The organism is Citrobacter sp. Ce129 (genome assembly GCF_030334545.1).
Taxonomy (GTDB): Bacteria; Pseudomonadota; Gammaproteobacteria; order Enterobacterales; family Enterobacteriaceae; genus Citrobacter; species Citrobacter europaeus.
Map to the genome: position 1 here is coordinate 84,712 of NZ_JAOWDS010000072.1, position 14,006 is coordinate 98,717.

Genomic DNA, 14,006 nt, shown 5'->3' on the forward strand with positions numbered 1-14,006 from the left:
GATTCGAACCCCGGATACGTTGCCGTATACACACTTTCCAGGCGTGCTCCTTCAGCCACTCGGACACCTCACCATATTGTATTGCTGCCTGACCGCTTGGGGGGCAACGGGGCGCTACTATAGGGAGTTGCGCTAAAACGGTCAAGCAGAATTTACGTGTTCACTCTCGTTTGGTTACGCAATGTACATATTCCTCCGCCCGGGCTGGCGCGGAGGAGAGGATTAGCGCTGAGAGTCCAGTTTTTCGCCGTTAGTCACGACTTCCTGAGCTTTGCCGTAGCTCTCGATCAGCAGCTGATAAGCCGGGAAGACTTTGGTATACACTTCCGCCCATTCGGCGGCGTCTTCACGGTTCCATGTGCCCTGAATTTCAGAAGCGACGGCGGCAGTATCCATTGGCACGACACCAGCCTGAACAACGCGAGCCAGGGTGATTTCCTGCGCCATTTTGCTGTAAGTACCGGAAGCGTCTATCACAGCGAAAACCTTGTAGCCTTCCGCAACCGCGCTGATGGCCGGGAAAGCCATGCACACGCTGGTAATCGTACCGGCGATAATCAGCGTTTTACGCCCCGTCGCTTTGACCGCTTTCACGAAGTCCTCGTTATCCCAGGCGTTGATTTCACCTTTACGCGCCACGTATTGGGCATGCGGCGCATTGGCGTGGATCTCTGGAATCAACGGACCGTTAGGCCCCTGTGGTACGGATGCCGTGGTAATCACCGGCATCTTTGCCAGGGTCGCCATTTTAGCCAGCGCGGCGGCACGCGCACGCAGTTCTGGCATTGGCATATCGCCGACGGTCTGGAACAGCCCGCTCTGATGATCGATAAGCAGCATGACGGAATCATTCACATCGATGACCGGACGTGAGCCATTAAAGTTTGCAGGACTGGACATATTCTTCTCCTTCGATTCAGATTTGGCCAAAGCGGCCGAAGTTAAAATCGCGTACGGCTTCAGCGATTTCTTGTTTCGTGTTCATCACAAACGGACCGTAACCCACAATCGGCTCGTTCAACGGTTCGCCAGACAGCAGCAGCACGCTGGCGTCGCTGGTGGCTTCAATGTGTAGCGTCTTGCCCTGCTGGCTTAGCACCACCAGTTGCGCTTCGCTGGCAGACGTGGTGCCGTTTACGGTGATATTGCCTTTTAATACCACCAGGGCGGTGCTCCATCCTTCAGGCTGGGACAACGTAAGCTGATGATTACGTTGCAGGCACATATCCCAGACGTTCAGCGGCGAAAAGGTATGTGCCGGGCCTTTCGTATCCTGATAGCTGCCTGCAATCACACGAACGCTGCCTGCTTCATTGGGCAGGGCGACGGTCGGAATAACATCGCTGCTGATGCCCTGATAACCCGGTACGGCCATTTTGTCTTTTGCCGGTAGATTGACCCACAGTTGCACCATTTCCAGTTCGCCACCCTGACGGGTAAATTCAGGTGAATGGAACTCTTCGTGTAATATTCCTGCACCGGCAGTCATCCACTGCACGTCGCCGGGGCCGATAATGCCGCCGCGACCGGTTGAATCACGGTGTTCAACTTCGCCGCTGTAAACGATGGTCACCGTCTCAAAACCACGGTGCGGGTGTTCGCCTACGCCGCGTTTTTCGTTACCCGGAGTGAATGTATGCGGACCGGCGTAATCCAGCAGCAGGAACGGGCTTAGTTGCTCAGCATGAGACTGGTAAGAGAACATCGAGCGGACCGGAAATCCATCGCCAACCCAGTGTGGGCGAGGTGCGGTGTAGACGCCTGTTACTTGTTTCATATGTGTCTCCTCTAAGGCGTTGTCTTGATGTGAATAAGCTTATATTCATGACAGCGAGCTGAGTAGTAGCTAAAATAATCCTCACTGTCTCATTAATAGGACAATAAAATGACGAAGCCGGATCTCAATGATTTTGCATGGTTTGTGCATGTTGTAGAGGAAGGGGGATTTGCAGCGGCGGGTAGGGCGCTTGATGAACCAAAATCAAAACTGAGCCGACGTATAGCGCAACTGGAAGAGAGGCTGGGAGTCCGACTGATTCAGCGAACCACCCGCCAGTTTAACGTGACGGAAGTTGGGCAAACCTTTTACGAACACTGTAAGGCGATGTTGGTTGAAGCGCAGGCGGCGCAGGATGCCATCGCCGCGTTACAGGTTGAACCGCGTGGGATTGTGAAGCTGACTTGTCCTGTTACGTTGCTGCATGTGCATATCGGGCCAATGCTTGCCCGTTTTATGGCGCGTTATCCTGACGTATCCGTACAACTGGAGGCCACTAACCGCCGCGTGGACGTTGTTGGAGAAGGCCTGGACGTGGCGATCCGCGTCAGGCCCCGGCCATTTGAGGATAGCGATCTGGTGATGCGCGTGCTGGCGGACAGGGGACATCGTTTATATGCCAGTCCGCAGTTAATTGAGCAAATGGGGGCGCTACACTCTCCGGCGGAGCTGACACGCTGGCCGGGCCTGAGTCTGGCCTCGGGTAAACATGTGCATCGGTGGGAGTTATTTGGCCCGCAGGGTGCGCGGGCAGAGGTACATTTCACGCCGCGAATGATTACCACCGATATGCTGGCGTTACGTGAAGCCGCAGTCGCTGGCGTAGGTGTTGTGCAACTTCCGCAGTTGATGGTAAAAGATCAATTAGCCGAGGGTGAACTGGTCGCGTTGCTTGACGGCTGGGAACCTAAGCGAGAAATTATTCACGCCGTCTTCCCATCACGCAGGGGATTATTACCTTCAGTGCGCGCATTAGTGGATTTCTTAACGGAAGAATATGCGCGGATGATTGAGGATTAAATACCTGACCTCAGCCCACAAAAAAGGCCGGTTAAACCGACCTTTTATAATCTGGACGCCATTCGGGCGTTAAAAACAATCAGCGACTACGGAAGACAATGCGGCCTTTGCTCAGGTCGTACGGGGTCAGCTCAACAGTCACTTTGTCGCCCGTCAGGATGCGGATATAGTTTTTACGCATTTTACCGGAGATGTGTGCAGTAACCACGTGACCGTTTTCTAACTCTACGCGGAACATGGTATTAGGTAACGTATCGAGAACGGTACCCTGCATTTCAATATTGTCTTCTTTGGCCATCTAATCCTCTGGGGTATCACTACCGTAATTTGAACCGGCAAGATAATGCCGAAGTTCTTTTAATAAGTAAAGATTTGTGCGTTTAAAACACAGCAAATCGGGTTTGGCGCATTACTCTAACCACACAGCAAAGCTGCACTTAAAGCGCAACGTGTAAGGGAACGAGGAGATAAACGATAGGCGTTGCCTGACGCGAACTGTTCCTTAACGGCGGCGGGGTAATGGGCTAAACCAACTCTGCGCGACAATTATAACACCCCGACAAAAAATGTGCCGAAAACATTCACCTCTGAGGTAAAAATAACGTCCTGGGAACCCAGAAATGGCTCGGTAGCCGCTGCTGACGCAGTCTGCTCAGGTGCTCAAGGTACTCCCGACGCGGTGTTTCGACCGCCCCCAGCGAAGCTGTGTGGCTATTTAATACCTGGCAGTCGATTAATTTTCCGCCCTGACGGATAAATTCAGCGCAAAAAACAAGCAGTGCGGTTTTGGATGCATTTTCCTGACGGCTGAACATCGATTCGCCACAAAACAATGTACCTTGCGCCACACCATACATACCGCCCACTAATTCATTGTGTCGCCACACCTCAATAGAGTGCGCATGCCCCAGTTCGTGCAGGCGATGGTAAGCGTCCACCACATCATGCGTTATCCAGGTACCTTCCTCCCGGTCATTCGCGCAGCCTTCAATCACCTGACCAAACGCGTAATTGAGCGTCACGCGATAAGGCGAATTTTTATGAAAGCGTTTCATGCTGCGGCTGAGGTGAAATTTCTCGGGCCAAAGAATAGCGCGCGGATCGGGCGACCACCAGAGGATGGGGTCGCCGGGTGAAAACCATGGGAAAATACCGCGCTGGTAGGCCATCAGCAGGCGGGCGGGACTGAGATCGCCGCCAAGCGCCAACAAACCGTTAGGCTCGCGTAAAGCGCCTTCCGGTGACGGGAAGGCTATAGAATGGCGGGACAGTTGCACCAGGCGCATGACAGCGAAACTCCACTACGCGAGTTTGATCGTTCAATAATAGCTTACAGACGTTGCTTAAACTGGTAATAACGCCCCTGCCTGGCTAACAGATCTGCGTGATTACCTTGCTCAATAATTTGTCCGTTGTCCATTACTATTATTTGATCAAAACGCGACAACCCGCGCAGGCGGTGTGTCACCATCAGTACGGTTTTATTGCGCATGACATCGCTAATTAATTCAAGCATTTGGCTTTCCGTTGTGGCATCAAGCCCTTCGGTAGGTTCATCCAGCAGCATTAGCGGAGCATCGTGCAATAAGGCGCGGGCGATAGCCAGACGACGGAGCTCACCGCCAGAAAGCTGACGACCGCCTTCACCCAGCCAGGCGTTGAGTCCATCATTCTCAAGCAGTTTGTCCAGACCGACGCGGCGCAACATCGCGGCTAATGCGTCATCGTCGGCGTGCGGTGCCGCCAGCAGCAGGTTATCGCGAAGGGTTGCGCTGAACAGGTGTACGCGCTGCGGCACGACGCTGATGCACTGGCGCAGCGTGGCTTCACTAAGGGTAGCAATCGGCTGCTCGTTAATCAGGATTTCGCCACCCTGCGGATCCCATGCGCGGGTCAACAATTGCAGCAGCGTTGATTTGCCGCAGCCGGTACGACCAAGAATCGCAATGTGTTCACCGGGTGAGGCTTGCAGGGAAAGGGTATCGAGCGCTTTTTGTGCCTGACCCGGGTAGCTGAATGACACATCGCGTAGCGTAAGGGTGACCTGCTCAGGAACCGGAGAGCCGGCATCCGGGAAGGTAACTTCTGGCTGCTGTTCGGTTAACTCGGTGATGCGCAGCGCGGAGGCAATGACCTGACCGAGATGCTGAAACGCACCGGTGACTGGCGCCAACGCTTCGAACGCCGCCAGCGCACAGAAAACAAACAGCGCGATCAGTGCGCCTGGCTGGGTGTTGCCGCCCACGCCGCCTGAGGCCATCCATAACATCATTATTACCGCCAGCGCGCCAACTAACAGCATGACCGCCTGTGACAGCGCGGTTAATTCAGACTGGCGTCGCTGGGCTTCGTGCCACTGTAACTCGGTGGCTTCCATTTGAGCGCGGTAGCGTTCACTGGCGCCAAAAATGGTCAATTCAGCCTGGCCTTGCAGCCAGGACGTTAACTGCTGACGATATTGTCCACGCAGATGCGTCAGACTTTGTCCGGTGCTCTTGCCTGCCTGATAAAAGAGCGGGGGCAGGATAAATAAGGTCAGCAGCATAATACCGCCGAGAGTGATAGCCAGCGTGAAATCGAGAACGCTTAGCCCCAGTGTAACTACCATAATGACGACAAAAGCGCCCACTAGCGGAGAGAGTACGCGTAAGTACAGATGATCGAGCGTGTCGACATCTGCTACGATGCGGTTGAGCAATTCCCCCTGTCCATAACGAGACAGGCCAGCAGGCGAGAGCGGCAAGAGTTTGCTGAAGGTATAAATACGCAAATGTTGCAGCACGCGGAACGTGGCGTCGTGGCTGACCAGGCGCTCGAAATAACGCCCCGCGGTACGGGTGATTGCTGCACCACGTACGCCTGCGGCAGGAAGCATATAGTTAAAGCTGTAAATCCCGGTGACACCAACCACCGCAGAAGCCGACAGGAACCAACCTGAAAGCGTCAGCAAACCAATACTTGCCAGCAGCGTGACGATCGCAAGAACGATCCCCAGCGTTAACATCCATTTGTGACGTTTATACAGCGTCAGATAAGGTAGCAAAGCGCGCATTCAGATATCCTCCTGACGATGAGCCAGTAATGTCGCAAAAGCCCCGTTGGCTGAGCTAAGTTCGGTCCAGGTGCCTTGTTCAACGATCTGCCCGTCCTGCATCACCCAGATAGCGTCCCAGTCGGTAAGATCTTCCAACTGGTGTGTCACCATCAGCGTGGTCTGGCGGCGTGATGCCGCGTTCAACGCCTGCATCACGCGTTGTTCGCTGTGCGCATCAAGGCTGGCGGCGGGTTCGTCCAGCAGCAGTAACTGACAGGGATTGAGTAAGGCGCGAGCCACGGCAACGCGTTGCGCTTGTCCGACGGAAAGTCGAGCCGCCTGATCGCCTACTGGCGTATCCACGCCCTGCGGAAGCAGGGGTAAAAACTCGCTGACCCAGGCGCTGTCGAGTGCGGCCTGTAGCTGCTCCTCGCTGGCATCGGGGCGAGCCAGCAGCACGTTTTCACGTAACGTGGCGGCTGGAAGCTGCGGGTTTTGCCCGACCCATGACAGTTGTTTACGCCAGCAATCAGGCGACAAATCACGCAGCTCAAAGCCGTTAATTCGCAGCGATCCCTGATAAGAGAGGAAACCAGACAGGACATTGAGCAGCGAACTTTTGCCGGAACCGCTGCGTCCAACCAGTACAGCGCGTTGACCGGCTGCCAGGGTAAAGTTGAGCGGCCCGGCCAACACTTTGCCTTCCGGCGAGGTGATGACCAGATCTTGCGCTTCAATTGAAACGGCGTCTTTCGTCGCCAGCTCAATGTCGCCACGCTCTGGATGAGCCAGCGGGGTTTCCATAAAGGTTTTCAGGCTGTCTGCTGCACCAACGGCTTGCGCTTTGGCGTGATAAAAGGTGCCCAGATCGCGCAGTGGCTGGAAAAATTCCGGCGCAAGAATGAGCGCGAGGAAGCCAGCAGCCAACGTGACGCCCGTCCCGTAGTGGCCGAAATCGAGCTCTCCGAGGTAGGAAAAACCGAAGTAAACCGCGACCAACGCAATAGAAAGCGATGTAAAGAACTCAAGGACACCGGATGACAGGAATGCCAGGCGCAGGACTTCCATGGTGCGCTGGCGGAAATCCTGTGACGCAGCGCGGATGCTTTCCGTTTCGGCTTCACCACGACCAAATATTCTTAGCGTCTCCATGCCCCGCAGACGATCAAGGAAATGGCCGCTGAGACGAGCAAGAGCCTGAAAATTGCGGCGGTTAGCATCGGCTGCGCCCATACCGACCATTGCCATAAACAATGGGATCAGCGGAGCTGTTCCGAGCAGTATAAGAGCGGCCACCCAGTTTGACGGGAACACCGCAGCCACAATCAATAACGGGACGCATACGGCCAGCGCCATTTGCGGCAGATAACGCGCATAGTAGTCATGCATATCGTCAATCTGCTCCAGGATAAGCGTAGCCCAGCTCCCGGCTGGTTTACCCTGTATCCAGGCAGGACCTGCCTGTTGCAGACGATCAAGCACCTGGCGGCGAATTTCAAAGCGAATATGCTGCCCTGCGTGAAACCCGACCCGCTCGCGTAACCAGACGACCCATGCCCGCAGGATGAAAATCAATACCAGCACGATGAAAGGAAGCAGAAGCGCCTCTCGGGGAATATTGGCCATTATCATATGGTCCAGAATTCGGGCCATGAGCCAGGCCTGAGCGACGATTAACAGACCGCTCACGAATCCCAACAGGCGTGAAATGTTCAGCCATCGTTGGGAAATTACACTTTGCTGTTTTAACCAGCGGGTCAGCTCTTTTTGACGGGTTTTATTCATTGCACGCTTAGCAGGTGAGTTATTGGAATTTTTGGGCAGGGCAATGTTACAACGAGGCAAAAATAAAGGCGACTTATAGTCGCCTTTTTTACTTTTGTTACTGATTTGTAAAACTTATTTGCAAGCGTCCGCCAGACCGTCGAGATAACGTTCGGCATCAAGCGCAGCCATACAGCCCGTGCCCGCAGAGGTGATCGCCTGGCGATAAATATGGTCCATCACGTCACCGGCTGCGAAGACACCCGGAATGCTGGTTTGTGTGGCATTACCGTGAATACCGGACTGAACTTTGATGTAGCCATTTTCCAGCTCAAGCTGACCGTCGAAAATGGCGGTATTCGGGCTGTGACCGATAGCGACAAACAAACCGGCAACGTCCAGTGACTCCACGTTGTCAGTGTTTTGCGTATCGCGCAGACGCAGTCCGGTAACGCCCATTTGATCGCCGGTCACTTCTTCCAGCGTGCGGTGGGTGTGCAGCACGATGTTGCCGTTTTCAACTTTATCCATCAAACGCTTGATGAGAATTTTTTCGGCGCGGAAGCTGTCGCGGCGGTGAATCAAATGCACTTCAGATGCGATATTAGCAAGATACAGCGCTTCTTCAACAGCGGTGTTGCCGCCGCCGATCACCGCAACTTTTTGGTTACGGTAGAAGAAACCGTCGCAGGTCGCGCAGGCGGAAACGCCACGGCCTTTGAATGCTTCTTCCGAGGGTAGACCCAGATAACGCGCTGAAGCGCCGGTAGCGATGATCAACGCGTCACAGGTGTATTCACCGCTGTCGCCGGTCAGACGGAAAGGACGATTTTGCAGATCAACTTTGCTGATGTGATCGAAAATGATTTCAGTATCAAATTTGGTCGCATGTTCGTGCATACGCTCCATCAGCAGGGGGCCCGTGAGATCGTGCGGATCGCCAGGCCAGTTTTCCACTTCTGTCGTTGTGGTCAACTGACCACCTTTTTCCATACCGGTAATCAGTACCGGTTGCAGGTTAGCGCGCGCAGCGTAGACCGCAGCGGTATATCCTGCAGGGCCAGAGCCCAGAATAAGAAGTTTACTGTGTTTGGTTGCGCCCATGAGATCCCCATAGTTGTTGGCAGGCAATGAGCAGGATTGTAGGGAATTTGCAGGCGTAAAAAAAGAGTATGGCGATTTTGTTAACAATATGTGTAATAGCAGAAACCGATGAGCGGGTGAATTAGGCGTAATACTATAACGATTTCTACTTAAAATCGGTCAGTTATAAGGTGATAAAATGACGATTTTCCATCACTGCGAATGAATAACTGGCATGTTGTACTAAAAATCGATGTTTTGCTTTGACAATCACCTGCTGTTTTGCGAAAACATTCAAGGAAGAAAAAAACTGTGTCATGTATATGCTGCATAATCATGCATGTAGATACCATGTTTACCGTGTTAGCGAAATCTACGCATGGTGTGGACAGATGCCATTCGTGATGTCGATAGCCGCCGACAGGCAACGGTCTTCTCACCATAAGCCCAGGCATTGCGAACCGAAAATCCCTCTGGGTTGCGGTTTATTTTGATGGGTAGCGGCTCTGAACAGTGATGTTGGTAGAGTCAGGCAGGAGTAGGGAAGGAATACAGAGAGACAATAATAATGGTAGATAGTAAGAAGCGCCCTGGCAAAGATCTCGACCGTATCGATCGTAACATTCTTAATGAGCTGCAAAAGGATGGGCGTATTTCTAACGTCGAGCTTTCTAAACGTGTGGGACTTTCACCAACGCCCTGCCTTGAGCGTGTGCGTCGGTTGGAAAGACAGGGTTTCATTCAGGGCTATACAGCGCTGTTAAACCCACATTATCTGGATGCATCACTTCTGGTTTTTGTTGAGATTACTCTGAATCGTGGCGCCCCGGATGTGTTTGAACAATTTAACTCTGCGGTACAAAAACTTGAAGAAATTCAAGAGTGTCATTTGGTTTCCGGTGATTTCGACTATTTGCTGAAAACACGCGTACCGGATATGTCGGCATATCGTAAGCTGTTGGGGGAAACCCTGCTGCGTCTGCCTGGCGTGAATGACACACGTACCTATGTAGTAATGGAAGAAGTCAAACAGAGCAATCGTCTGGTAATTAAGACGCGCTAACACGGAACAGGTGCAAAATCGACGCAGTTTGATTACACTCCTGTTAATCCATACAGCAACAGTGCCGGGGTGACCCGGTGCTGTTGTCCGTTTTAGCATCGGGCAGGAAAAGCCTGAAACCTGGAGAGCCGTTTTTGAGCCAGGAATACACTGAAGACAAAGACGTCACATTGACGAAGTTAAGCAGCGGGCGCCGACTTCTGGAAGCGCTACTGATTCTTATTGCCCTTTTTGCCGTCTGGTTGATGGCTGCCTTACTCAGCTTTAACCCTTCGGATCCCAGTTGGTCGCAAACCGCGTGGCACGAACCTATCCATAATCTGGGCGGAATACCCGGAGCATGGCTGGCGGACACGCTGTTCTTTATTTTCGGCGTCATGGCCTACACCATTCCCGTCATCATTGTCGGCGGCTGCTGGTTTGCATGGCGACACCAGGCCAGCGACGAATACATCGATTATTTTGCCGTTTCGCTGCGCATTATTGGCGTTTTGGCACTGATTCTCACCTCCTGCGGGCTTGCCGCAATCAATGCCGATGACATCTGGTATTTCGCCTCTGGCGGCGTGATCGGCAGTCTGCTCAGTACGACGCTGCAACCCTTACTGCACAGCAGCGGCGGTACGCTGACGCTATTGTGCATTTGGGCTGCGGGATTAACGCTGTTTACCGGCTGGTCGTGGGTGAGTATTGCGGAAAAACTGGGCGGTTGGTTACTCAATATCCTGACCTTTGCCAGCAACCGTACCCGCCGCGACGATACCTGGGTCGATGACGAAGAATATGAAGATGAAGACGAGTCTGTCGATGCCGCTGATGGCAAACCCCATGAATCGCGCCGGGCTCGTATTCTGCGCGGTGCGTTAGCGCGTCGTAAGCGTCTGGCGGAGAAATTTACCAACCCGCTTGGCCGTCATACCGATGCGGCGCTGTTCTCCGGCAAACGCATGGATGATGAAGACGAAATTGAATACAGCGCCCGTGGCGTTGTTGCCGATCCTAACGATGTGCTGTTTTCTGGTAATCGCGCGACGCTGCCTGAATATGACGAACTCGACCCACTGCTGAATGGTCATTCGGTGACAGAGCCAGTAGCCGCCGCCGCGGCAGCTACAACGGCCGCGCAGGCCTGGAGCGCGCCGGTTGATCCGCTGCTGCAAACATCGCCCGTGACCAGCACTGTTCTGGAACAACAGGCCCCAGCCGTAGCCTGGCAAACCGCGCCTGGCCCGCAAACCGGTGATGCGGTGATTGCACCAGCGCCAGAAGGTTATCCGCAGTCATCCCAGTACGCGCAGCCTCCGGTACAACAGCAGTATGAGCCATGGCAGCAGCCGGTTGTGGAGCAGAATCCGCAGCCGCAATATTACGCGCCACAGACCGCTGAACCCGCTTATGCGCAACCCGTTGCGCCGCAACCGCAGGCGTTCACCACGGAGCAAAACTGGCAACCTGAATCCACTTTTCAGCCGGAACCTGTGCAACAACCTGTGTATCAGCAGGAAGCAACCTTTCAACAAAATTCCACGCTCCAGCAGCCTGTTTATCAGCCGGAGCCCGTGCCGCAACCTGCGTATCAGCAGGAATCAACTCTTCAACAGAACAATACGTTCCAGCAGCCTGTAGTTGAACAACCTCCTGTGGTGGAATCTGAACCGCTGGTAGAAGAGGTTAAACCGACTCGTCCGCCGCTCTACTATTTTGAAGAAGTGGAAGAGAAACGTGCGCGCGAGCGCGAGCAACTGGCTGCATGGTATCAACCGATACCAGAGCCTGTTCAGGAGCCTGAACGTGTTAAGCCGTCTATGCCATCTATGCCGACGGCTTCATCCATTCCGCCCGTTGAGTCTGTTGCTGCCGTTGCGCCGCTGGCTGCCGGTGTAAAAAACGCCGCATTAGGAGCGGGGGCCGCTGCCGCAGCACCTGTCTTTAGCCTTGCGGGTAGCGGTGCGCCGCGTCCACAGGTGAAAGAGGGTATTGGTCCGCAGTTACCGCGTCCGAATCGAGTGCGCGTACCTACTCGTCGGGAATTGGCGTCGTATGGCATCAAATTGCCGTCACAGCGTATGGCTGAAGAGAAAGCGCGCGAAGAGCAGCTTGATACAGATGCGTACAGTGACGATGAAATTGATGCGATGCAGCAAGATGAGCTGGCGCGTCAGTTTGCCCAATCGCAGCAGCACCGCTATGGCGAAGAGTATCAGGATGATACCAATCACACTGATGACGAAGATTCAGCCGCAGAAGCGGAACTGGCTCGCCAGTTTGCCTCTTCCCAGCAGCAACGCTATTCCGGTGAACAGCCTGCCGGGGCAAATCCGTTCTCGCTCGATGACTTTGAATTTTCGCCGATGAAAACGCTGGTGGATGAGGGCCCGCATGAGCCGTTGTTTACGCCAGGCGTAATGCCGGAGTCTGCGCCACAGTACCAGGAACCTGTCGCACCGCAGCAGCATTATCAGCAACCGGCGCAGCCAGTCGCACCGCAGCAGCATTATCAGCAACCGGCGCAGCCAGTCGCACCGCAGCAGCAATATCAGCAACCGGCGCAGCCAGTCGCACCGCAGCAGCAATATCAGCAACCGGCGCAGCCAGTCGCACCGCAGCAGCATTATCAGCAACCGACGCAGCCAGTCGCACCGCAGCAGCACTATCAGCAGCCAGCACAGCCGGCTACACCGCCAACGCAGGATAGTCTGATCCATCCGCTCCTGATGCGTAATGGCGACAGTCGTCCGGCGCACCGTCCAAGTACGCCGCTGCCATCGTTAGATTTGCTCACACCGCCGCCGAGCGAAGTTGAGCCGATAGATACTTTCGCGCTGGAGCAAATGGCACGTCTGGTGGAAGCGCGTCTGGCGGATTTCCGCATTAAAGCCGATGTGGTGAACTACTCTCCTGGCCCGGTGATTACCCGCTTTGAGCTTAATCTGGCTCCTGGGGTTAAAGCGGCGCGTATTTCTAACCTGTCGCGAGATCTGGCGCGTTCGTTGTCCACCGCGGCGGTACGTGTGGTTGAGGTTATACCAGGCAAACCGTATGTCGGACTGGAGTTACCGAATAAAAAACGTCAAACCGTTTATCTGCGTGAAGTGCTGGATAACGCTAAATTCCGTGATAACTCATCTCCGCTGACCGTGGTGCTGGGTAAAGATATTGCGGGCGAACCGGTGGTGGCCGATCTGGCAAAAATGCCGCACCTGCTGGTAGCAGGGACAACCGGATCCGGTAAGTCTGTTGGGGTGAACGCCATGATCCTCAGCATGCTGTACAAGGCGCAGCCGGAAGACGTTCGCTTTATCATGATTGACCCGAAAATGCTGGAACTGTCGGTTTATGAAGGCATTCCGCATCTGCTGACCGAAGTCGTGACCGACATGAAAGATGCTGCTAACGCCTTGCGCTGGAGCGTCAATGAAATGGAACGTCGCTATAAGCTGATGTCAGCGCTTGGCGTGCGTAACCTTGCCGGTTATAACGAGAAAATCGCTGAAGCCGCCCGCATGGGACGTCCGATTCCGGACCCGTACTGGAAACCGGGTGACAGCATGGATGTTCAGCATCCGGTGTTGGAAAAACTGCCGTATATCGTTGTGCTGGTGGATGAATTCGCCGACCTGATGATGACAGTTGGCAAAAAGGTGGAAGAACTGATTGCTCGTCTGGCGCAAAAAGCGCGTGCGGCGGGGATCCACCTGGTGCTGGCAACCCAGCGGCCGTCGGTTGACGTTATCACCGGTCTGATTAAAGCAAACATCCCGACCCGTATCGCTTTTACCGTGTCGAGTAAAATTGACTCGCGTACCATCCTTGACCAGGGCGGAGCGGAATCGCTGTTGGGTATGGGTGACATGCTTTATTCCGCACCAAACTCGACGATCCCAGTGCGTGTTCACGGCGCCTTTGTCCGCGATGAAGAAGTTCACGCAGTGGTTCAGGACTGGAAAGCGCGCGGTCGTCCACAGTACGTCGACGGCATTACTTCTGACAGCGAAAGCGAAGGCGGCGGTGGCGGCTTTGATGGTGGCGAAGAGTTGGATCCGCTGTTCGATCAGGCGGTAAACTTTGTGACCCAGAAACGCAAAGCCTCAATCTCCGGCGTCCAGCGTCAGTTCCGTATCGGATACAACCGAGCGGCGCGCATCATCGAGCAGATGGAAGCGCAGGGTATTGTCAGCGAACAAGGGCATAATGGTAATCGTGAAGTGCTGGCTCCGCCGCCCTTCGAATGATTGCAAAGTTAAGTAATTCAGTATTTTCTACTT

The 14,006-nt window shown here is 54.2% G+C and carries 10 protein-coding genes; 3 read left to right on the plus strand and 7 right to left on the minus strand.

Annotation, left to right across the window (positions count from 1 at the left end; all coding sequences use genetic code 11):
* Positions 1 to 222 precede the first annotated feature (222 nt).
* A complete protein-coding gene (locus tag OGV77_RS19325) occupies positions 223 to 900 on the minus strand; it encodes an isochorismatase family protein (protein ID WP_043015737.1) in 678 nt (225 codons plus the stop codon).
* A gap of 16 nt (positions 901 to 916) precedes the next feature.
* On the minus strand, positions 917 to 1,777 hold the full coding sequence (locus OGV77_RS19330; RefSeq protein WP_087051495.1) for a pirin family protein: 861 nt from the start codon (positions 1,775 to 1,777) through the stop codon (positions 917 to 919).
* A gap of 108 nt (positions 1,778 to 1,885) precedes the next feature.
* Here OGV77_RS19330 and OGV77_RS19335 point away from each other — a divergent pair, with 108 nt between their 5' ends.
* A complete protein-coding gene (locus tag OGV77_RS19335) occupies positions 1,886 to 2,797 on the plus strand; it encodes a LysR family transcriptional regulator (protein ID WP_087051494.1) in 912 nt (303 codons plus the stop codon).
* A gap of 79 nt (positions 2,798 to 2,876) precedes the next feature.
* Here the strand turns inward: OGV77_RS19335 and infA are convergent, their stop codons facing one another.
* The 5 genes from infA to trxB form a co-directional block, all read right to left on the minus strand.
* Positions 2,877 to 3,095 carry a translation initiation factor IF-1 gene (gene infA, locus OGV77_RS19340; RefSeq protein ID WP_002211347.1) on the minus strand — a complete coding sequence of 73 codons (219 nt, stop codon included), beginning with the start codon at positions 3,093 to 3,095 and terminating at the stop codon, positions 2,877 to 2,879.
* Between the two features lie 283 nt (positions 3,096 to 3,378).
* Positions 3,379 to 4,083: a leucyl/phenylalanyl-tRNA--protein transferase gene (gene aat, locus OGV77_RS19350; RefSeq protein ID WP_075144931.1), complete on the minus strand. Its 705-nt coding sequence runs from the start codon at positions 4,081 to 4,083 to the stop codon at positions 3,379 to 3,381.
* A gap of 44 nt (positions 4,084 to 4,127) precedes the next feature.
* Positions 4,128 to 5,849 carry a heme ABC transporter ATP-binding protein/permease CydC gene (gene cydC, locus OGV77_RS19355; RefSeq protein ID WP_043015740.1) on the minus strand — a complete coding sequence of 574 codons (1,722 nt, stop codon included), beginning with the start codon at positions 5,847 to 5,849 and terminating at the stop codon, positions 4,128 to 4,130.
* Positions 5,850 to 7,616, minus strand: a complete 1,767-nt coding sequence (gene cydD / locus OGV77_RS19360) for a heme ABC transporter permease/ATP-binding protein CydD (RefSeq protein ID WP_043015741.1) — start codon at positions 7,614 to 7,616, stop codon at positions 5,850 to 5,852.
* Positions 7,617 to 7,730: 114 nt separating this feature from the next.
* A complete protein-coding gene (gene trxB, locus OGV77_RS19365) occupies positions 7,731 to 8,699 on the minus strand; it encodes a thioredoxin-disulfide reductase (protein WP_016152427.1) in 969 nt (322 codons plus the stop codon).
* Between the two features lie 547 nt (positions 8,700 to 9,246).
* On the opposite strand from trxB, the gene lrp reads away from it, so the two are divergent.
* Both lrp and ftsK read left to right on the plus strand, forming a co-directional pair.
* Positions 9,247 to 9,741 carry a leucine-responsive transcriptional regulator Lrp gene (gene lrp, locus OGV77_RS19370; protein WP_002439523.1) on the plus strand — a complete coding sequence of 165 codons (495 nt, stop codon included), beginning with the start codon at positions 9,247 to 9,249 and terminating at the stop codon, positions 9,739 to 9,741.
* A gap of 134 nt (positions 9,742 to 9,875) precedes the next feature.
* On the plus strand, positions 9,876 to 13,973 hold the full coding sequence (gene ftsK / locus OGV77_RS19375) for a DNA translocase FtsK (RefSeq protein WP_286502961.1): 4,098 nt from the start codon (positions 9,876 to 9,878) through the stop codon (positions 13,971 to 13,973).
* Positions 13,974 to 14,006 lie beyond the last annotated feature (33 nt).